We start from the raw sequence: 19,800 nt of genomic DNA on the forward strand, positions 1-19,800 counted from the left end.
GAAAAGGAGCTTAAAGATGTTAGATTTGGATAGTATCGTAGCCGAAGAGGCCGTAGAGAACGATCTGGAAGAAGTGGTGATGGGCCTTATCATCAACTCCGGGCAAGCACGTAGCCTGGCGTATGCCGCCCTGAAACAGGCCAAGCAGGGCGATTTCGCCGCCGCCAGGACCATGATGGATCAATCCCGCATCGCGCTGAATGAAGCGCACCTGGTGCAGACAAAGCTTATCGAAGGCGACCAGGGCGAAGGGAAGATGAAAGTCAGCCTGGTGCTGGTACATGCGCAGGATCACCTGATGACCTCGATGCTGGCGCGCGAACTGGTGGCAGAGTTAATTGAGCTTCACGAGAAGCTGCAGTAAGTCAGACTGAGTAGCAGGAGGTCAGCACGATGGAAATTAAAACCGCACTTGAACAGCAGCTGTTTAATGGCAAGAATTTTCACGTGGTTATTTACAACAAGACGGAGAGCGCCAGTGGTCTGCACCAGCATGACTACTACGAGTTCACGATTGTTCTGACCGGCCGCTACTATCAGGAGATTAACGGCAAGCGTGTCCTGCTGGAGCGCGGTGATTTTGTCTTCCTGCCGATGGGGTCTTACCACCAGAGTTTTTACGAATTTGGTGCCACCCGCATTCTTAACGTTGGCGTCAGCAGACGCTTCTTTGAGAAACACTATCTGCCGCTGGTGCCGTTCTGCTTTGTGGCATCACAGGTCTATCGCGTCAAAAACGAATTCATGACCTGGATAGAAACGGTGATTGCCTCGCTCAACTTCCGCGACAATGAGTTCGATGAATTCATTGAAACCGTGACGTTCTATGTGATGAACCGCCTTCGCCACCACCGTGAAGAGCAGCAGGTGACCGATGATGTCCCGCAATGGCTTCGCAGTACCGTCGAGTTAATGCACGACAAAGGGCAGTTCAGCGAGAATGCTCTGGAAAATATGGTGTCACTGTCCGGAAAATCCCAGGAATACCTGACCCGGGCGACACAGCGTTATTATCGTAAAACGCCCGTGCAAATTATTAATGAAATCCGCATTAATTTTGCCAAAAAACAGCTGGAAATTACCAACTACTCTGTCACCGATATTGCTTATGAGTCCGGTTACAGTAGCCCCAGCCTGTTTATTAAAACCTTTAAGAAATTTACCTCATTCACACCAAACAGTTACCGGAAGAATTTGACGGTAATTAATTAGTGCCTGGCGAGTGTATTCGCCACGAATATTGACTTGATTGCTTGCCCAAATAGCGGGAAGAGTCCGCTATACCTTGCAGGCGATTAACCTGATACGCTAAGGGAGATGTTATGCAAAAGAAATTAAAAGTCGTGACCATTGGCGGCGGCAGCAGCTATACCCCGGAATTACTGGAAGGTTTCCTGAAACGTTATCATGAATTACCGGTCAGCGAATTATGGCTGGTGGATGTTGAGGAGGGTCAGGAAAAGCTGAATATTATTTTCGACCTGTGCAAACGAATGGTTGAAAAAGCCGGTGTGCCCTTAACCGTGCATAAAACCCTCGATCGTCGCCAGGCGTTGAAAGACGCTGACTTCGTTACCACTCAGCTGCGCGTGGGCCAGCTCAAAGCGCGTGAACTGGACGAACGCATTCCGCTGAGCCACGGCTATCTGGGACAGGAAACCAACGGCGCGGGCGGCCTGTTTAAAGGTCTGCGCACCATCCCGGTCATTTTCGACATCATCAACGATGTGCAGGAGATCTGCCCGAACGCATGGGTGATTAACTTTACCAACCCGGCCGGGATGGTCACCGAGGCGGTCTATCGCCATACCAACTTCAAGCGTTTTATCGGCGTCTGCAATATTCCGATTGGCATGAAGATGTTCATCCGCGACGTGCTGGAGCTGACCGACAACGACGATCTCTCTATCGATCTGTTCGGTCTCAACCACATGGTGTTCATCAAAGATGTGATAGTCAACGGCCAGTCTCGCTTTGCTGAACTACTGGACGGCGTGGCCTCCGGTCGCCTGACCGCTGCATCGGTGAAAAATATCTTCGACCTGCCGTTCAGCGAAGGGCTCATCCGTTCCCTGAACCTGCTGCCATGCTCCTATCTGCTCTACTACTTCAAGCAGAAAGAGATGCTGGCTATCGAAATGGGTGAGTACTATAAAGGCGGCGCACGTGCACAGATAGTGCAGAAAGTTGAGAAGCAGCTGTTTGATTTGTATAAAGATCCGAATCTGAACGAGAAGCCGAAAGAGCTTGAACAGCGCGGTGGGGCGTACTATTCCGACGCGGCGTGCGAAGTGATTAACGCCATTTACAATGACAAGCAGGCTGAGCACTACGTCAATGTGCCGCACCACGGCCATATCGACAATATCCCGGCCGACTGGGCCGTAGAGATGACCTGTATCCTGGGCCGTGAGGGGGCAAAACCGCATCCGCGTATTACCCACTTTGATGACAACGTGATGGGACTTATTCACACCATCAAAGGGTTTGAAGTGGCGGCCAGCAACGCCGCGCTGAGCGGTGAGTTGAATGACGTGCTGCTGGCGTTGAACCTCAGCCCGCTGGTCCATTCCGACCGCGATGCGGAAGTGCTGGCCAGTGAGATGATACTGGCGCATGAAAAATGGCTGCCAAACTTTGCTGCCACGATTGAGAAGCTCAAATTCCAACACCGTTAAGAGGATGTGCGATGGAAAACCTGCTGATCGTCAATGCTGATGATTTTGGCCTGTCAAAAGGGCAGAACTACGGCATTGTTGAAGCCTGTCGCCGGGGCGTGGTGACGTCGACCACTGCGCTGGTGAATGGAGAAGCGATAGCGCACGCGGCGCAGTTGAGCCGTGAAGCGCCTGAGCTGGGCGTGGGCATGCACTTTGTGCTGACGCTGGGGATGCCGCTTTCAGCGATGCCAGGCCTGACGCGCGACGGACAGCTGGGGAAATGGATTTGGGAACTGGCAGGACAGGACGCACTGCCGCTCGAAGAGATTGCCCGCGAGCTGGACTGTCAGTACAACCGTTTTGTTGACCTCTTTGGTCACGAACCTACGCATATCGACAGCCATCACCACGTGCATATGATCCCGGCGATTTTCCCTCTCGTCGCGGAATTTGCTCAGCGCAAAGGCGTGGCGATGCGCGTGGATCGCGACGTACGCGGATTGCCGGACGTTGCAGTGGCCACAACCGAGGGGTTCAGCAGTGCATTTTATGGTGATGAAATCGACGAAGCGCTGTTCCTGAAGGTGCTGGATGATTCCGCTGCCCGGGGAGAACGGTCACTGGAGGTGATGGCGCACCCGGCTTTCGTCGATAATATCGTGCGTAAGAGCGCCTACTGCTGGCCGCGCCTGGCGGAGCTGGAGGTGCTGACGTCGCCATCGCTGAAATACGCGATTGCCGAGCGCGGGTATCGGTTGGGGACATTCAGGGATCTGTGAAAAGTGCCGGGTGCGGCTTTGCCTTACCCGGCCTTTTTTTACGCCGGTATCTGGTCAATCTTGCTGCTGCGCGACCAGACGCGGTGCGCGGCAAGCAGATTAAACAACTTCGTCATAAACGCGTCGTCCACGTTATCGCCTTCCACAATCCCGTCTTCACCCTGGTCGGCCACATTCAGGCGTGCTTTAAACTGGCGCGCATCACCGGAAAGGGCGATCGGCTTCAGGTGCTTATAGGCTTCAAGCAGATAATAGACCGCGTCACCGTTCGTCAGCAGGCTGGCAATATCGCCGCACGGCACAATCACCGCGTCCACGGTCAGCGATGGCGCGCCCGCAAAGGTGGCGGCAACCGGCAGCACCGACCCGTCATCGGCGGTCACTTCACCCATCCGGGAGTAGAGCAGTTTGGCGTGTACGCCTTTGGTTTTCAGCGCCTGCATGATCCCCAGTACGTCGCTGGCACGGGTTTTGTCGTTAAGCAGGATCGCCACCACCCGGCCTTTAATCGAGCCTCCCGGCACCGCGTACAGGCTGAGCGACGGATCCTTCTTCACCCCGTTAACGTCTTTCGGCGGCGCAAGGTTGCGTTGCTCATCCGTCAGCGTAATGCCGAGGTTATCGGCCACGCTCTGGGCGAGCTGAATATCGATATGCGCCAGTTGATCGACCACGCGCTCGCGGATGTACGTCCGGACAACCTTGCTCAGTTCGAAGCTAAAGCCGCCGATAATATGCTGCTGCTCAATCGGTGTCTGGCTGTTCCAGAACAGGCGAGGGTGGGCATAATATTCACCAAACGATGGGCTGCGTTCGCGGATTTTATTGCCATCCACACGTTCCTGATACGACTCAAATCCGCCCCGTTTAGGGCCTGGAGGCGTTTCACGCGGCCAGTTATCGTTGATGGAGTTCGGCTCATAGTTGGCCGGGTTGGTATCGATATCCTGACGATGCATTCCGTCACGCTGGAAATTATGGTACGGGCAGGTAGGGCGGTTAATCGGGATTTCGTGGAAGTTCGGCCCGCCAAGTCGGCTAATCTGCGTATCGGTGTAGGAGAACAGTCGCCCCTGCAGCAGCGGATCGTTGGTGAAATCCAGGCCGGGGACGATATGACCGGGATGGAAAGCCGCCTGTTCGTTCTCGGCAAAGAAGTTGTCCGGGTTGCGGTTCAGCACCATTTTGCCCACCAGTTGAACCGGCACCAGCTCCTCAGGGATCAGTTTGGTCGGATCCAGCAGGTCAAAATCGAACTTAAATTCGTCCTCTTCCGGGATCAGCTGTAACCCCAGCTCATATTCCGGGAAGTCGCCCGCTTCAATGGATTCCCACAGCTCGCGGCGATGGAAGTCCGGATCGCGGCCGGTCAGCTTCTGGGCTTCATCCCACACCAGTGAGGCCTTCCCGGCGACCGGTTTCCAGTGGAAACGAACAAACGTCGCTTTGCCCTCGGCGTTGATCATCCGGAAGGTATGAATGCCAAACCCCTCCATGGTGCGATAGCTGCGTGGGATCCCGCGATCAGACATCGCCCACATCACGTTGTGTAACGTCTCGGGTTGCAGGGAGACATAGTCCCAGAAGGTGTCATGCGCACTTTGTCCCTGCGGTATCGCCCAGTGGGGCTCCGGTTTTACCGCATGGACAAAGTCAGGAAATTTATGCGCATCCTGAATGAAAAAGACCGGCGTGTTATTACCCACGAGGTCGAAAATACCCTCTTCGGTATAAAACTTGGTGGCAAAGCCGCGGATATCTCGCACGGTATCTGCCGAGCCTGCGCCACCCTGCACGGTGGAGAAACGCACAAACACGGGGGTGATCTTGTCCGGGTCTGAAAGGAAGTCAGCTTTGGTGATTTCCTTCAGGCTCTTGTAGGGCTGGAAATAGCCGTGAGCGGCGGAACCGCGCGCGTGCACGATACGCTCCGGGATGCGCTCATGGTCAAAGTGGGTGATTTTTTCCCGCAGGATGAAATCTTCCAGCAGAGTCGGCCCGCGAGCACCCGCGCGCAGGGAGTTCTGATCGTCAGCGATGCGCACCCCCTGATTGGTGGTCAGCGCATAGCCTTCACCGCCTTTGCGGTGTGGCTCCAGTGATTTTAGCTTCTCATTGCCGGTGTCCGGCGATTTCATGCTACCGGGCGCGGTCGGCTGCTCGCCAGGGGCTGAGGGGCCCGGTGAAGGGCGATGAGAGCCATCTTCAGGCGCAAGGGAGTCCATACCCGGCTGTGATTCTTCAGTGCCATGAATGGGTGATTGATGTGTTTTATCTTTGTTCGACATTGCACGCTTCTCCTTTATTCATTCCTAAAAAACCCTGTTAACTATAGAACAATGTAAGGAAAGGGCAGGCGAACTCAGCTTTTTCAGACACCGCCTTAGCAAAAGGCGCTGTCAACCACACGCAAGGCGCGACGCATGGGGGCAGGATCGGCTATCATAGAAATTTCCTGCTTTAAGAATTTGCTTTAGTGAACCAGTCGCTTATGAAACCTCTTCGTCAACAAAACCGCCAGGTGATTAGCTACGTGCCCCGTGTCGAACCCGCTCCCCCCGATCATGCGCTGAAGGTGGAGGGGTATCGCGATGTCTGGCAGTTACGTGGAAAATACGTGGCTTTTGTGCTGATCGGCGAGCACTTCCGGCGTTCACCGGTATTTAATGTGCCGGAAGCGGCTCAGCGGTGGGCGGTACAAATTCGACAGGATGAAGAAGTTGAAGAATAACACGTATAAAAAAACCGCCTGATGGCGGTTTTTTTATTTGCTTAACGGTGCGCCAGCTCGGCGTCGTCTTCACTATCCAGAATGGCTTTGTCGGTCTGCTTCAGCCACTGGCTGGTCAGCGTACCGGCCGTCATTGAGCCGCTGACGTTCAGCGCGGTACGCCCCATGTCGATCAGCGGTTCAACGGAGATCAGCAGGGCAACCAGCGTCACTGGCAGACCCAGCGCAGGCAGAACAATCAGCGCGGCGAAGGTGGCACCACCGCCCACGCCCGCAACGCCTGCGGAGCTAATGGTGACAATACCGACCAGCGTAGCAATCCAGACCGGATCCAGCGGGTTGATCCCAACCGTTGGCGCAACCATCACGGCCAGCATCGCCGGGTAGAGACCCGCACACCCGTTCTGACCAATCGTGGCGCCAAAGGAGGCCGAGAAGCTGGCAATAGATTCTGGTACACCCAGTCGACGGGTCTGCGCTTCGACGTTCAGCGGAATAGACGCGGCGCTGGAACGGCTGGTGAAGGCAAAGGTCAGCACCGGCCAGACTTTACGGAAGTATTTCAGCGGGCTTACGCCGTTCACACCGAGCAGGATGCCGTGTACGACAAACATAATGCCCAGACCCAGATAAGAGGCGACAACGAAGCTGCCCAGCTTAATGATGTCCTGCAGGTTAGAGCCAGCGACCACTTTGGTCATCAGTGCCAGAACACCGTAAGGGGTCAGCTGCATCACCAGACGAACCAGCTTCATCACCCAGCTTTGCAGGGTATCGATAGCGGTCAGCACGCGCTCGCCTTTTGGCGCATCGTCTTTCAGCAGCTTCAGTGCCGCCACGCCCAGGAAGGCAGCGAAAATCACCACGCTGATGATGGAAGTTGGGCTGGCGCCTGTCAGGTCAGCAAACGGGTTCTTCGGAATGAAGGAGAGCACCATCTGCGGCACCGTCAGGTCAGCGACTTTACCCACGTAGTTGGTCTGAATTGCGGTCAGACGCGCGGTTTCAGCAGTACCCTGAACCAGACCTTCGGCGGTCAGGCCGAACAGGTTGGTCACCAGCACACCCACCAGCGCAGCAATCAGGGTGGTAAACAGCAGCGTACCGATGGTCAGGAAGCTGATTTTACCCAACTGCGTAGCGTTATGCAGACGGGCAACAGCGCTCAGAATAGAGGCAAATACCAGCGGCATGACGATCATCTGCAGCAACTGGACATAGCCGTTACCGACAATATTGAACCACTGAATGGAGTCTTTCAGTATCGGGCTATCGGAGCCGTAGACGGCATGTAAGGCCAGGCCAAACACGACACCCATGACCAGACCCACCAGCACTTTCTTCGCCAGGCTCCACTGTTTGTGACGCGCCTGGGCGAGAAGCAATAGCAATATAACGAACACGACAATGTTCGCGATGAGTGGAAAATTCATCCCCGTTCTCCTGATTTATTATGTGGCCGGTTTTTACCGGTCCTGTTGGCGCAAGGTTAGCAGAAGTGTGATGTCGCGCTTATATCCAAATGGAATGGGTTATGACAAATGCGATAATTTTGCTGGTTTACTGTTCAATCTGGTGATGAATAAAGCGATTGAACTGAAATTGCAGCGAATTGATCATCTGAGATGACCAGCGCACTGCACTGTTTTCGGGCAAGGTCTGCGGCATCCAGACGGCATAGGCGAACAGAGCCATGCACAACACGCGCTCAAGCTGATTCCCTTTCTGGGGAACGAGAACAGGCAGGCGGAAACGCCAGCGGCAGGGCCACAACAGCGGTACGCCAGCAGGCGTCAGCATATCGGCAAGAATATGGCTCAGATACCCCAGCACCATGCCCTGTATGGCATCGGCGGGCACTATCCAGCTTTCTGGCACTTTTAAATAGAACAGCGTCAGCAGGGCAAACACGGCCAGCAGACTGTGGGTAAACCCGCGATGGCCAAAGGCACGGGCGATAGGTTTTGAGATCCACTTCAGGCGTTGCCCAAGAAAAGATTTTGGATGGTCGATGTCGGGCAACAGGCAGGTTAGCACGGCAGAAGGAACAATATGCCACCAGTCCCCCTGTGCAAGCACGGGGGTAAGCTCAGCGTTTTTGGCAAATACTGCGCACGCAATGGAAAAAAGCAGGTGGCCTTCCGCCGTCATGATAAAACCCAGGAAACTGTCAATTCATACAGTATAGGGTTTTTATACAGTAGGCGGAAGAGGTGACGGTGTAACTCTTTGTCACAAAGCGGGTCAACGCGCCAGCCAGCCTCCGTCGACGGCCAGAGTGTGGCCGTTCACGTAATCTGAGGCGGCAGAGGCCAGAAACACCACCGGGCCCTGCAGGTCTTTCGGCTCGCCCCAGCGCCCGGCAGGAATGCGGTCAAGGATTTCCTGGCTACGCTGCTCGTCATCACGCAGTTGCTGCGTATTGTTGGTCGCCATGTAACCCGGTGCGATAGCGTTGACGTTAATACCATGCGCCGCCCACTCGTTTGCCAGCAGACGGGTGATCCCCAGCACGCCACTTTTTGAGGCCGTATAAGAGGGCACGCGGATGCCGCCCTGGAAGGAGAGCATTGAGGCAATATTGATAATTTTTCCACCCTGACCCTGAGCGATGAACTGCTTTGCCACGGCCTGTGAGAGGAAAAAGACGGATTTCAGATTGAGGTCGATAACCTCGTCCCAGTCCTTTTCCGTGAACGCCAGCGCATCTTCCCGGCGAATCGTCCCGGCGTTATTCACCAGAATATCAACGCGCCCCATCTCAGCGACGGCACGCTCCACGACGCCCTGAAGGCTCGCCTGCTGGCCGAGGTCGGCCCGAATGGCCGTAAACCGTCTGCCGAGCGCCGTCACGCTGGTCGCCGTTTCCTCAGGCGCTTTACGATTTACACCCACGATATCGCATCCCGCCTGTGCCAGCGCGATGGCCATGCCTTGCCCCAGCCCCGTATCGCACCCGGTGACGATGGCCACTTTTCCAGAAAGAGTAAAGGTATCCAGTATCATACGCGCCTCAGAAGCAGAGTATTGTCGTTCTGACGCTAAGAATAGGAGGCGGCTGTGAGAAATGCAAATGAAATGAAACGATGTTTTATTTTATTTTCAGGCAGCATGAGCTGCCTGAAACGCAGTGCTTATTCGCCTCGCAAGTGCTCCACTGTCAGCTCAGCGAGTGAGTTCAGCTTGACGTCGGCAAGCGCAAAACGCGGATCGTGCCGGCCCTCTTCAGCAGGAACGACAATGGAACGCATCCGTGCAGCTTTCGAGGCCACCATGCCGTTGACAGAATCCTCCAGCGCAACGCAGGTCAGCGGATCGAGGCCGAGCTTAGCGGCACAGTCCATATACACCTGGGGATGGGGCTTGCTGTAAGGGAGCTTTTCCGCAGAGGCCAGCGCATCGAAACTGTCACGCAGTTCGAACATGGTCAGCACTTTTTCCAGCATATGCAGCGGGGAGGCGGAGGCCAGGCCTACTTTCAGCCCCTGTGCTTTACACAGAGCGACAGCTTCACGGACGCCCGGCAACAGCGGCCTGGACTCTTCCACCAGCGCAATGGCGCGGCTGATTATGCGGGCGGTGACTTCATCGCGATCCGGGCCAACCCATGGCTGGTGGGCATACCACAGATCAACCACCATATCGATGCGCAAGCCCAGCGTATCCGGGAGCTCATGGCGGCGGCTGATATCGACGCCGAGGCTGGCCATGACGTCCAGCTCGGCGCGATCCCAGAGCGGTTCGGAATCGATCAGTAATCCATCCATGTCAAAAATAGCGGCAAGAATTTGGCGCGGTGTCGACATCACAACGTCTCCTTATCAAGGGTGTACGACAGACGATACGTGCTAAGTACAATCTGCAATTTAGCATATTGCCTTTAAAGATCGGGCGAAAATGATGGTCAGCAGGTAGACTTAGCGACAAATAACGCGTCTTTATGAAGGGGAACTGATGACGTATCAACAAGCTGGACGCATTGCTGTCTTAAAACGGGTTGCGGGCTGGGTGATTTTTATTCCAGCCGTCATTTCTACGCTGATCTCTGTGCTCAAATTTATGTACGATCACAGCGAAAAACAGCCGGGTATTAATGCGGTTATGCTTGATTTTGCGCATGTCATGATTGAGATGATGCGTTTTAACACGCCATTTTTGAATGTCTTCTGGTTCAACTCGCCCACGCCGGACTTTCACCAGCAGCTCAATATCGGTTTCTGGATTATCTATGCGCTGATCTTTATCGCCATGGCGTTACAGGCCTCTGGGGCACGCATGAGCCGTCAGACGCGTTTTTTACGTGAAGGGGTGGAAGACCAGATGATTCTGGAACAGGCCAAAGGCCCGGAAGGGATGACCCGCGAACAGATCGAGTCCCGCATTGTGGTTCCGCGTCACTCCATTTTCCTGCAAATTTTCCCGCTCTATATCCTGCCTGTGATCATTATTGTGGCGGGCTACTTCTTCTTCTCACTGCTCGGTTTTTTGTAGTCTGAACAGGGTGGCCTGCGGCCACCCGTCCTGCCTTCACGCGGCCAGCATGCGCTCAAGCGCCCGCTGCGCGTTCACCAGATGCTCGCCCCCAAACAGAATCGCGCGGTTCATCAGGGTATACAGCTGATACACCGGCTGACGGTCGAGGAAACCCTGCGGTAAGGGGGAAATGGACTGATAGCCATCATAAATTTGTGGCGGCTGCTCGGGGTGCAGGGGCAGCATGGCGAGATCGCACTCTCTGTCGCCCCAGTAGCAGGCCGGATCAAAGATATAGGGACCGTGAGGGCCCAGCGCGCAGTTATCGGACCACAAATCGCCGTGCAGCAGGGAAGGCTGAGGCTGATGAGAGGCCAGGCGCTGCTGGACATGTTCGACGATGGCATCGATATTGCCAAATTCGAGACCTTTCTCGGCGGCCAGTTCCAGTTGCCAGCCGATACGCTGCTCGGCAAAGAATGTCGACCAACGGCGTTGCCAGGCGTTCGGCTGCGGTGTGGTGGAGAGATCATTATCAAAGTCGAGACCAAACTGCGGCTGGTCGCTCCATTGATGCAGGCGCGCTATCTGCTGCCCCAGAATGAAAGCATTGTGGGCGTCCAGAGGACGGGGAGGGAGATATTCCATGACCAGAAAGCTGTAGTCACGATCGCTGCCCACGGCCAGCACCTCAGGGACGGTGACCGTTTTGCTGCGTGATAACAGTTCCAGCTGATCGGCTTCGGCGGTAAAAATAGGGAGCAGTTCTCGCTCATCGCATTTTACGAAGAGATCGCGCCCTGAGTAGCGAATATGCCATGCGGCGTGGATCTCTCCGCCTGGCAGTTCGTTACGCAGTTCAATTTCACCTTCGCCCAGTTGTTCACGTAAAAGATGACTGATAGCCTGCCACATGATCTCTCTCCCATGTTGTCTGCCAGATCATAAAGTTAGCGCATAACTACGGTAAAAAAATACGAACTAACGCACACCTGAGCGGTTTACCTTCATGCAGGGCACTTATTGTTCTTTTTTCTGCCAGGTTTCCCAGGTATCCACATCAATTTCGGCAGGCTTGTCGGTCACACTCTCAACCAGGCTTTCCGCCAGCGCGCGAACCTCCTCATCGCTGAGGGCGCTTATCAGGCCGAATGCCAGCGTGCCTAAATCATGAATATTGCCTTCTTCATCCGTCAGCGTGAGCAGGAAATTGGCCCGGGTAAAGGCGTTGTTAAGCTCGTTCAGCTCGGTCAGCGACGCTTCATGAAGGTTCACGGTAACGACGTAGCGGGTGATGTCACCACTGCTCATAATTCACCTCATTGTTATCATGAAAGTTTTCTTAGCATAGTCGATAGTGTGTGTTTGGCGACTTTGCACTGCATTTCCCCTTCAGCGCGAAGGGGAAACCGGGTTAATTTCGGGACAGGTAATCGACAATTTTTTGCGTATCGGCCAGCGAACACAGCCGCGTTCCCTGGTTGATGGTTGCCGCGCTGCCTGCCGCCACGCCGTAGCGCGTCATCTCCAGTAGCGACGCGCCCTGCGCCAGTTTCAGCGTCATTGCCCCAACCATGCTGTCGCCTGCGCCTACGGTGCTCTGGCTTTTCATCGGCGGTGGGACAACCTGCACTGACCCCGTTTCATCCACGGCCAGCGCCCCCTGTGGGCCAAGAGAGACCACCACGCGTCGGGCTTTACCCGAGCGCACCAGCTCCTGGGCCGCGCTACGCACATCATCTGGCTGAGTAAGTTCGCGGTTAACCAGCGCGCTCAACTCTTTCTGGTTTGGTTTGACCAGCTCAAGATTGCCCGGCTCTAACGCTGCCTGCAACGCCTCGCCGCTGCTGTCTACGATACAGCGGATGCCGCGCTGCTGTGCGGCACGAATGAGTGCTGCCAGCTTCTCCGTACTGACACCGGGCGGCAGACTGCCGCTGATCACCAGCAGTGAACCGCTTTCAATGGTCAGCACTTTCTCTTCAAGCTGACGAAACTCATCGTCGCTCAGTCTGGCGCCTGGCATCACAAAGCGATATTGCTCCCCGCTGGACTCTACGTGCACGTGCAGGTTTTGTCGCGTCCAGTCTTTGGCCTCGACCGTCTCCACGGCGACCTGTTCATCGGCCAGCAGGGAAACCAGGTGCTCGCCGGTGGCACCCCCGGCGGGGAAAATCGCCGTGGCTTTTCCACCAAGATGAGTGATGGCGCGTGCCACGTTGATCCCACCGCCGCCCGGCTCAAACACCGGGGCACTGCAGCGGAGTTTACCTTCCGGGTAAATCTGCGGCGTCAGGGTGGCGGAATCGAGGGAAGGGGAGAGCGTCAGGGTGTAGATAGAAACCATCATTACCTCCTTTTAGCGTGGGTTCCTTTTAGTCTGGCACCATTTAGCAGGAAGGCAATGTAAATAACAGTATGATTTTCAATATGAATAATGACAAAGCGAAGGTTAGGCGATATATAAAATAAAACGCATTTTGGGATCGTTCTTATTCAAAAAATGAAATAAGAAAACATTGCTATGTTATTTGCGGCTTTTTATAATTTGTTACCTTTCTCTGGACGCCTTGTCATTGATCCTCAAGAAAGTTTCCGGGACCGTGTGGTCTCTTTTTTTGTTGTACGGACTCCTTAATAAAATGAAGCTTTTGAAGACAGTGCCCGCTGCACTGATGCTGGCGGGTGGCGTGTTTGCGGCTATGAACGCGACCGCCGATGATTCCGTTTTTACTGTCATGGACGATCCCACCGCGGCGAAAAAACCTTTCGAAGGTAACCTGAATGCTGGTTACCTGGCGCAATCCGGTAACACGAAAAGCTCCTCTCTGACGGCGGATAGCACGTTGACCTGGTACGGTAACACCACCGCCTGGTCTCTGTGGGGAAACGCCAGCAACACCTCCGCTAACGATGAACGCTCCTCCGAGAAATACGCGGTAGGTGGACGTAGCCGTTACAACATGACTGACTATGACTACCTGTTTGGCCAGGCAAGCTGGCTGACTGACCGTTACAACGGTTATCGTCAACGCGATGTCTTCACTGCCGGTTATGGTCGCCAGTTCCTGAACGGTCCGGTTCATAGCTTCCGTTTCGAATTCGGTCCGGGTGTCCGTTATGACGAGTACACCGACGGCGATACCAAAACGCAACCGCTCGGCTACGCGTCTGGCACCTATGCCTGGCAGATGACCGACAACACCAAATTCACCCAGGGTGTTTCTGTGTTTGGTGCCGACGACACAACGCTGAACTCTGAGACAGCGCTGAACGTGGACATCAACGAACACTTTGGCCTGAAAGTGGCTTATAACGTGACCTGGAACTCATCACCTCCAGAGACTGCGCCGGATCATACCGACCGCAGAACCACGGTTTCACTGGGCTATAAAATGTAATGCAGGCGGGCCGATTATTTCGGCCCGTTTTTTATTTTCAGAAACTGTGCTGTTTTATATTAAACGCCGTTTTAAAATAATTGGTCCTCTGAATTCTTCTTAATTTCTTCATAATTCATCCCGGCTACACCTCATTCGTTTATTTGACACAAATTGATCAATAACCGGGCGAGGCAAAAGTATGATCCAGAGTTATACTGAACACTCAGGCAGACATTTGCCTTGAGTAGTATTGCATGACTTCAGAAAGAGAATAATGGTTATGAAAAAAATCCAAAATGCTGCTGCAGCAATGGTGCTTTCCGCACTCTCCTTTGGTGTGTTTGCTGCGGATGACGTCAGCCAGGCCGGGATAACTCGCGCCTCTGACGTCGAAGCCGGTTCAAACATCGCGCCAGGAGCACAGTCTACCGGCCAATCGATGAATGACGCGTTTGACGTGCATAAACTGGTTGCAGGTGAATGGTCTTGACAGGTTATTGTGTATGTCACTATTCCACCTGTATTTCGTATTGACGAAAAACAGGTGGAATATATTTATGTATAACGTGAGATTTCCGCTTAGCCCCAAATCATCGCCGCCCAACGCAATAGCAGCATTGCACCGCAGATGGCAATCAATACCAGCACCATTTTCCAGTGTTTTACGGCAAATCGTTTTGTTGGCATAACCTAATCCTTGTCTGTTGATTCCTTCAGTCTACCAAAATATGCGCTGCGCAGGACAGAAGGTTATGCCATATCACCGGTTGGGTCAGAACCAGTGAAATCTCTCGGCAAGAATCAACGCTAAACCGGCAGCAGAAAGTATATTCAATATCACAACGGTTCTACTGGATACGTTCATGTGATGCCTCATGGCTGTGTCAGGACCTGTTCAAGAATAGCTCAACAATCGGGTATTGCGAGCTCTGGCTGGCGAACACGCGTGAACGGATACATCAGACGTTCAAACTGGTCGCAGAGGGTGCATATGCCCTGTCATTAGTGTTACCATTAGAAAGCCTGCCGTAAACCGGCATTAGTCTGATTTTGGCAGGTGCAGGATGACGAGCCAATTTGACGATTGTTGGTCAGATGGTTTCGTAATCTATTGTTAAACAATGATTATTTTCTTTGTATATGCTCTTATGTGTGGGGCATCACTGCAAATAAGGATATAAAATGCCTGTAATTACTCTTCCTGATGGCAGCCAACGCCATTTCGACCACGCTGTTAGCCCAATGGATGTTGCCCTGGATATTGGTCCTGGACTCGCGAAAGCGACCATCGCTGGCCGTGTGAATGGTGAGCTGGTTGATGCATCCGATCTGATCGAAAACGATGCGCAACTCTCTATCATCACCGCGAAAGATGAAGAAGGTCTGGAGATCATTCGTCACTCCTGTGCGCACCTGTTAGGTCATGCCATCAAACAGCTGTGGCCAAACACCAAAATGGCGATCGGCCCGGTTATCGACAACGGTTTCTACTACGACGTTGACCTTGACCACACCCTGACCCAGGAAGATATCGACGCGCTCGAGAAACGTATGCACGAGCTCGCCGAAACCAACTATGACGTCATTAAGAAGAAAGTCAGCTGGCACGAAGCGCGTGAAACCTTCGTGAAGCGTGGCGAGAGCTATAAAGTCTCTATTCTTGATGAGAACATTTCTCATGATGACAAGCCTGGCTTGTACCATCACGAAGAATACATCGACATGTGCCGTGGACCGCACGTGCCGAACATGCGCTTCTGTCATCACTTCAAACTGATGAAAATTGCTGGCGCCTACTGGCGTGGCGATAGCAACAATAAGATGTTGCAGCGTATTTATGGTACCGCGTGGGCAGATAAAAAAGCCCTGAACGCCTACCTGCAGCGCCTGGAAGAGGCGGCGAAGCGTGACCACCGTAAAATCGGTAAACAGCTTGACCTGTACCACATGCAGGAAGAAGCGCCGGGTATGGTCTTCTGGCATAACGACGGCTGGACTATCTTCCGTGAGCTGGAAACGTTCGTGCGTTCCAAGCTGAAAGAGTACCAGTATCAGGAAGTGAAAGGCCCGTTCATGATGGACCGTGTGCTGTGGGAAAAAACCGGCCACTGGGACAACTACAAAGATGCGATGTTCACCACCTCGTCTGAGAACCGTGAATACTGCATCAAGCCAATGAACTGCCCGGGCCACGTTCAGATCTTCAACCAGGGTCTGAAATCCTACCGTGACCTGCCGCTGCGTATGGCAGAGTTCGGTAGCTGCCACCGTAACGAGCCATCAGGCGCACTGCACGGTCTGATGCGTGTTCGTGGCTTTACGCAGGATGATGCGCATATCTTCTGTACTGAAGATCAGGTACGTGATGAAGTTAACGCCTGTATTCGTATGGTCTACGATATGTACAGCACTTTTGGCTTCGAGAAGATCGTGGTCAAACTCTCAACGCGTCCGGAAAAACGTATCGGTAGCGATGAGACCTGGGACCGCGCAGAAGCGGATCTCGCCGTGGCGCTGGAAGAGAACGGAATTCCGTTTGAATACCAGCTGGGTGAGGGCGCCTTCTACGGTCCGAAAATTGAATTTACCCTGTATGACTGCCTCGACAGAGCTTGGCAGTGCGGCACAGTACAGCTGGACTTCTCCCTGCCTCAGCGTTTAAGCGCCTCTTATGTTGGCGAAGACAACGAGCGTCAGGTCCCTGTAATGATTCACCGTGCTATTCTCGGTTCTCTGGAGCGCTTCATTGGCATCCTGACCGAAGAGTTCGCGGGCTTCTTCCCAACCTGGCTTGCGCCGGTGCAGGTAGTGGTCATGAACATTACCGATTCTCAGGCGGATTACGTTAAAGAATTGACGCAGAAACTACAAAATGCGGGCATTCGCGTAAAAGCAGACTTGAGAAATGAGAAGATTGGCTTTAAAATCCGCGAGCACACTTTACGTCGTGTCCCGTATATGTTGGTCTGTGGTGATAAAGAGGTGGAAGCAGGCAAAGTTGCCGTTCGCACCCGCCGTGGTAAAGACCTGGGCAGCCTGGACGTAAGTGAAGTGATTGAGAAGCTGCAACAAGAGATTCGCAGCCGCAGTCTTCAACAACTGGAGGAATAAGGTATTAAAGGCGGAAAACGAGTTCAAACGGCACGTCCGAATCGTATCAATGGCGAGATTCGCGCCCAGGAAGTTCGCTTAACAGGTCTGGAAGGCGAGCAGCTGGGGATTGTGAGTCTGAGAGAAGCAATCGAAAAAGCTGAAGAAGCTGGAGTAGATTTAGTTGAAATCAGCCCTAACGCCGAACCGCCAGTTTGTCGTATCATGGACTACGGCAAGTTCCTTTATGAAAAAAGTAAGTCTTCTAAGGAACAGAAGAAGAAGCAAAAAGTTATCCAGGTTAAGGAAATTAAATTCCGTCCTGGTACCGACGATGGCGATTATCAGGTAAAACTCCGCAGCCTGATTCGCTTTCTGGAAGATGGCGATAAGGCCAAGATCACACTGCGTTTCCGCGGTCGTGAAATGGCCCACCAACAGATTGGTATGGAAGTGCTTAACCGCGTCCGTGACGATCTGAGTGAACTGGCAGTAGTCGAATCCTTCCCTACGAAGATCGAAGGCCGCCAGATGATCATGGTGCTCGCTCCTAAGAAGAAACAGTAAGGCCTTCAAGCAGCAAAATCTGTGGAGCCTTCGGGCCTCATAGGTTTTGCTCGCCTATGTTTCGTTTATTTAACAATGCGAAGTGGAAGTTATTAAAATGCCAAAAATTAAGACCGTACGCGGTGCTGCTAAGCGCTTCAAAAAAACCGGTAAAGGTGGTTTTAAGCACAAGCACGCTAACCTGCGTCACATTCTGACTAAGAAAGCTACCAAGCGTAAACGTCACCTGCGTCCAAAAGCCATGGTTTCTAAAGGCGATCTGGGCCTGGTCATCGCGTGCCTGCCGTACGCATAAGTCGTTAACGTTTAACTTTTTTAACTTAGAATAGATACAGGAGAGCACACATGGCTCGCGTAAAACGTGGTGTAATTGCACGTGCACGTCACAAGAAAATTTTGAAACAAGCTAAAGGCTACTACGGTGCGCGTTCACGCGTATACCGCGTTGCCTTCCAGGCTGTTATCAAAGCAGGTCAGTACGCTTACCGTGACCGTCGTCAGCGTAAGCGTCAGTTCCGTCAACTGTGGATTGCGCGTATCAACGCAGCAGCACGTCAGAACGGTATTTCTTACAGCAAATTCATCAACGGCCTGAAAAAAGCCTCTGTTGAAATCGACCGTAAGATCCTGGCTGACATCGCAGTATTCGACAAAGTCGCGTTCACCGCGCTGGTCGAAAAAGCGAAAGCAGCACTGGCATAAGCCAGTTGAGAGAGGGGGCTTAGCTCCCTCTTTTCATATACCCGTCATACTTCAAGCTGTACCTGCGTTGGCTGCGTTCGTTCACCCCAGTCACTTACTGATGTAAGCGCCTGAGGATTCTCTCTCTTGCCGCCTTGTTACAACTCGAATTATTTAGGGTATAACCTTATCAGAAGATTGACTTTTATCCGTGCAGGCTTTTCAATAAGGTCTTAACGGTTTTTACCACACAAGGTAACGCAAGCATGAATGCTGCTATTTTCCGCTTCTTCTTTTACTTTAGCACCTGATTTCAGGAGGCTAGCGCGTGAAAGATGAAACGAAAAACAGCGCCAGATAAGCCTCCTGATGGAGGCTTTTTTTGTGCCTGAATTTAAGAGAATACGTCCACCAAATCGGTGTCTGTACCGACATAATGAGGAAAATCATGTCACATCTCGCAGAGCTGGTTGCCAGTGCAACAGCCGCCATTAATCAGGCCTCAGATGTTGCCGCGTTAGACAATGTCCGCGTCGAATATCTGGGTAAGAAAGGGCACCTGACCCTTCAAATGACTACCCTGCGTGAGTTGCCGCCGGAAGAGCGTCCGGCAGCGGGTGCGGTGATAAACGAAGCCAAAGAGCAGGTGCAACAGGCTCTGAACGCGCGTAAAGCGGCGCTGGAAAGTGCCGTGCTGAATGCGCGTCTGGCGGCAGAGACGATCGACGTGTCTTTGCCGGGGCGCCGTATCGAAAACGGTGGTCTGCATCCGGTGACCCGCACCATCGATCGCATTGAAAGTTTCTTCGGTGAGCTCGGCTTTACCGTGGCGACTGGCCCGGAAATCGAAGATGATTACCATAACTTCGACGCTCTGAACATTCCAGGCCATCATCCGGCACGTGCTGACCACGACACTTTCTGGTTCGACGCCACCCGTCTGCTGCGTACTCAGACCTCAGGCGTTCAGATCCGTACTATGAAGGAACAGGAACCCCCGATCCGTATCATCGCACCGGGCCGCGTGTACCGTAACGATTACGATCAGACCCACACCCCTATGTTCCACCAGATGGAAGGGCTGATCGTGGATAAAAACATCAGCTTCACCAACCTGAAGGGCACGCTGCATGACTTCCTGAACAACTTCTTTGAGGAAGATCTGCAGGTGCGTTTCCGTCCGTCCTATTTCCCGTTCACCGAACCGTCTGCAGAAGTGGATGTGATGGGCAAAAACGGCAAATGGCTGGAAGTGCTGGGCTGTGGCATGGTGCATCCTAACGTACTGCGCAACGTGGGTATCGACCCGGAAGTCTACTCCGGCTTTGCGTTCGGTATGGGCATGGAGCGTCTGACCATGCTGCGTTATGGCGTGACCGATTTGCGTGCATTCTTCGAAAACGATCTGCGTTTCCTCAAACAGTTTAAATAAGGGC

Annotated in this window: 24 protein-coding genes and 1 other annotated feature; of the genes, 14 read left to right on the forward strand and 10 right to left on the reverse strand. The window is 53.3% G+C overall.

Annotation, left to right across the window (positions count from 1 at the left end):
- Window positions 1–16 precede the first annotated feature (16 nt).
- From chbA to chbG, 4 genes are all read left to right on the forward strand, one after another.
- The gene (chbA, locus tag ACTJJI_RS05265) at window positions 17–364 is read left to right on the forward strand and encodes a PTS N,N'-diacetylchitobiose transporter subunit IIA (protein WP_063412795.1); all 348 of its coding nucleotides are present in this window, start codon (window positions 17–19) and stop codon (window positions 362–364) included.
- Window positions 365–393: 29 nt separating this feature from the next.
- On the forward strand, window positions 394–1,212 hold the full coding sequence (gene chbR / locus ACTJJI_RS05270) for a transcriptional regulator ChbR (RefSeq protein ID WP_014831535.1): 819 nt from the start codon (window positions 394–396) through the stop codon (window positions 1,210–1,212).
- A gap of 110 nt (window positions 1,213–1,322) precedes the next feature.
- Entirely contained in the window at window positions 1,323–2,678 is a 1,356-nt protein-coding gene (locus ACTJJI_RS05275) for a 6-phospho-beta-glucosidase (protein WP_440653326.1), read from the forward strand.
- An 11-nt stretch (window positions 2,679–2,689) separates the two neighbouring features.
- Complete coding sequence (gene chbG / locus ACTJJI_RS05280; protein ID WP_063412797.1) at window positions 2,690–3,439, forward strand: chitin disaccharide deacetylase; 750 nt, start codon at window positions 2,690–2,692, stop codon at window positions 3,437–3,439.
- Window positions 3,440–3,477: 38 nt separating this feature from the next.
- Here the strand turns inward: chbG and katE are convergent, their stop codons facing one another.
- Entirely contained in the window at window positions 3,478–5,727 is a 2,250-nt protein-coding gene (gene katE, locus ACTJJI_RS05285) for a catalase HPII (RefSeq protein WP_440653328.1), read from the reverse strand.
- Between the two features lie 188 nt (window positions 5,728–5,915).
- Here katE and cedA point away from each other — a divergent pair, with 188 nt between their 5' ends.
- Window positions 5,916–6,170: a cell division activator CedA gene (gene cedA / locus ACTJJI_RS05290; RefSeq protein ID WP_071841842.1), complete on the forward strand. Its 255-nt coding sequence runs from the start codon at window positions 5,916–5,918 to the stop codon at window positions 6,168–6,170.
- A gap of 41 nt (window positions 6,171–6,211) precedes the next feature.
- Here the strand turns inward: cedA and tcyP are convergent, their stop codons facing one another.
- The 4 genes from tcyP to hxpB form a co-directional block, all read right to left on the reverse strand.
- The gene (gene tcyP / locus ACTJJI_RS05295; protein WP_038419159.1) at window positions 6,212–7,603 is read right to left on the reverse strand and encodes a cystine/sulfocysteine:cation symporter; all 1,392 of its coding nucleotides are present in this window, start codon (window positions 7,601–7,603) and stop codon (window positions 6,212–6,214) included.
- Window positions 7,604–7,730: 127 nt separating this feature from the next.
- Entirely contained in the window at window positions 7,731–8,321 is a 591-nt protein-coding gene (locus ACTJJI_RS05300) for a metal-dependent hydrolase (protein WP_013097014.1), read from the reverse strand.
- Window positions 8,322–8,414: 93 nt separating this feature from the next.
- A complete protein-coding gene (kduD, locus tag ACTJJI_RS05305) occupies window positions 8,415–9,176 on the reverse strand; it encodes a 2-dehydro-3-deoxy-D-gluconate 5-dehydrogenase KduD (RefSeq protein WP_047362167.1) in 762 nt (253 codons plus the stop codon).
- A gap of 128 nt (window positions 9,177–9,304) precedes the next feature.
- Window positions 9,305–9,976: a hexitol phosphatase HxpB gene (gene hxpB / locus ACTJJI_RS05310; RefSeq protein WP_014831542.1), complete on the reverse strand. Its 672-nt coding sequence runs from the start codon at window positions 9,974–9,976 to the stop codon at window positions 9,305–9,307.
- A 148-nt stretch (window positions 9,977–10,124) separates the two neighbouring features.
- On the opposite strand from hxpB, the gene ACTJJI_RS05315 reads away from it, so the two are divergent.
- A complete protein-coding gene (locus ACTJJI_RS05315; RefSeq protein WP_014831543.1) occupies window positions 10,125–10,661 on the forward strand; it encodes a YniB family protein in 537 nt (178 codons plus the stop codon).
- A 36-nt stretch (window positions 10,662–10,697) separates the two neighbouring features.
- On the opposite strand, the gene ACTJJI_RS05320 is transcribed toward ACTJJI_RS05315, so the two are convergent.
- The 3 genes from ACTJJI_RS05320 to pfkB all read right to left on the reverse strand — a co-directional run bounded on the left by ACTJJI_RS05320 (window position 10,698) and on the right by pfkB (window position 12,990).
- Entirely contained in the window at window positions 10,698–11,558 is an 861-nt protein-coding gene (locus ACTJJI_RS05320; protein WP_014831544.1) for a fructosamine kinase family protein, read from the reverse strand.
- A 105-nt stretch (window positions 11,559–11,663) separates the two neighbouring features.
- On the reverse strand, window positions 11,664–11,954 hold the full coding sequence (gene ghoS / locus ACTJJI_RS05325) for a type V toxin-antitoxin system endoribonuclease antitoxin GhoS (RefSeq protein WP_014831545.1): 291 nt from the start codon (window positions 11,952–11,954) through the stop codon (window positions 11,664–11,666).
- A 103-nt stretch (window positions 11,955–12,057) separates the two neighbouring features.
- Entirely contained in the window at window positions 12,058–12,990 is a 933-nt protein-coding gene (gene pfkB, locus ACTJJI_RS05330; RefSeq protein ID WP_440653545.1) for a 6-phosphofructokinase II, read from the reverse strand.
- A 295-nt stretch (window positions 12,991–13,285) separates the two neighbouring features.
- Between pfkB and ACTJJI_RS05335 the strand changes: the two genes are divergently transcribed.
- Together ACTJJI_RS05335 and ACTJJI_RS05340 are read left to right on the forward strand one after the other, a co-directional pair.
- Window positions 13,286–14,044: a DUF481 domain-containing protein gene (locus ACTJJI_RS05335; protein ID WP_014831547.1), complete on the forward strand. Its 759-nt coding sequence runs from the start codon at window positions 13,286–13,288 to the stop codon at window positions 14,042–14,044.
- Between the two features lie 262 nt (window positions 14,045–14,306).
- Complete coding sequence (locus ACTJJI_RS05340) at window positions 14,307–14,516, forward strand: hypothetical protein (RefSeq protein WP_014831548.1); 210 nt, start codon at window positions 14,307–14,309, stop codon at window positions 14,514–14,516.
- Between the two features lie 89 nt (window positions 14,517–14,605).
- Here ACTJJI_RS05340 and yniD read toward each other — a convergent pair whose 3' ends face one another.
- Both yniD and yncL read right to left on the reverse strand, forming a co-directional pair.
- A complete protein-coding gene (gene yniD, locus ACTJJI_RS05345) occupies window positions 14,606–14,713 on the reverse strand; it encodes a small membrane protein YniD (protein WP_008500658.1) in 108 nt (35 codons plus the stop codon).
- An 85-nt stretch (window positions 14,714–14,798) separates the two neighbouring features.
- Complete coding sequence (gene yncL, locus ACTJJI_RS05350) at window positions 14,799–14,903, reverse strand: stress response membrane protein YncL (protein ID WP_071829997.1); 105 nt, start codon at window positions 14,901–14,903, stop codon at window positions 14,799–14,801.
- Between the two features lie 305 nt (window positions 14,904–15,208).
- On the opposite strand from yncL, the gene thrS reads away from it, so the two are divergent.
- The 6 genes from thrS to pheS all read left to right on the forward strand — a co-directional run bounded on the left by thrS (window position 15,209) and on the right by pheS (window position 19,796).
- The gene (gene thrS / locus ACTJJI_RS05355; RefSeq protein WP_014831549.1) at window positions 15,209–17,137 is read left to right on the forward strand and encodes a threonine--tRNA ligase; all 1,929 of its coding nucleotides are present in this window, start codon (window positions 15,209–15,211) and stop codon (window positions 17,135–17,137) included.
- A gap of 3 nt (window positions 17,138–17,140) precedes the next feature.
- Window positions 17,141–17,683: a translation initiation factor IF-3 gene (gene infC, locus ACTJJI_RS05360; protein WP_023616141.1), complete on the forward strand. Its 543-nt coding sequence runs from the start codon at window positions 17,141–17,143 to the stop codon at window positions 17,681–17,683.
- Between the two features lie 97 nt (window positions 17,684–17,780).
- The gene (rpmI, locus tag ACTJJI_RS05365; protein ID WP_001124225.1) at window positions 17,781–17,978 is read left to right on the forward strand and encodes a 50S ribosomal protein L35; all 198 of its coding nucleotides are present in this window, start codon (window positions 17,781–17,783) and stop codon (window positions 17,976–17,978) included.
- Window positions 17,979–18,028: 50 nt separating this feature from the next.
- Complete coding sequence (rplT, locus tag ACTJJI_RS05370) at window positions 18,029–18,385, forward strand: 50S ribosomal protein L20 (RefSeq protein WP_000124850.1); 357 nt, start codon at window positions 18,029–18,031, stop codon at window positions 18,383–18,385.
- Window positions 18,386–18,625: 240 nt separating this feature from the next.
- Window positions 18,626–18,750: a sequence feature (Phe leader region), on the forward strand.
- Entirely contained in the window at window positions 18,631–18,675 is a 45-nt protein-coding gene (gene pheM, locus ACTJJI_RS05375; protein ID WP_001386830.1) for a pheST operon leader peptide PheM, read from the forward strand. (Overlaps the previous feature by 45 nt.)
- Before the next feature lie 62 nt (window positions 18,751–18,812).
- Window positions 18,813–19,796 carry a phenylalanine--tRNA ligase subunit alpha gene (gene pheS, locus ACTJJI_RS05380; RefSeq protein WP_013097003.1) on the forward strand — a complete coding sequence of 328 codons (984 nt, stop codon included), beginning with the start codon at window positions 18,813–18,815 and terminating at the stop codon, window positions 19,794–19,796.
- Window positions 19,797–19,800 lie beyond the last annotated feature (4 nt).

It is taken from the genome of Enterobacter sp. 22466, assembly GCF_052044775.1.
In the GTDB taxonomy this organism is placed as follows: Bacteria; Pseudomonadota; Gammaproteobacteria; order Enterobacterales; family Enterobacteriaceae; genus Enterobacter; species Enterobacter dissolvens.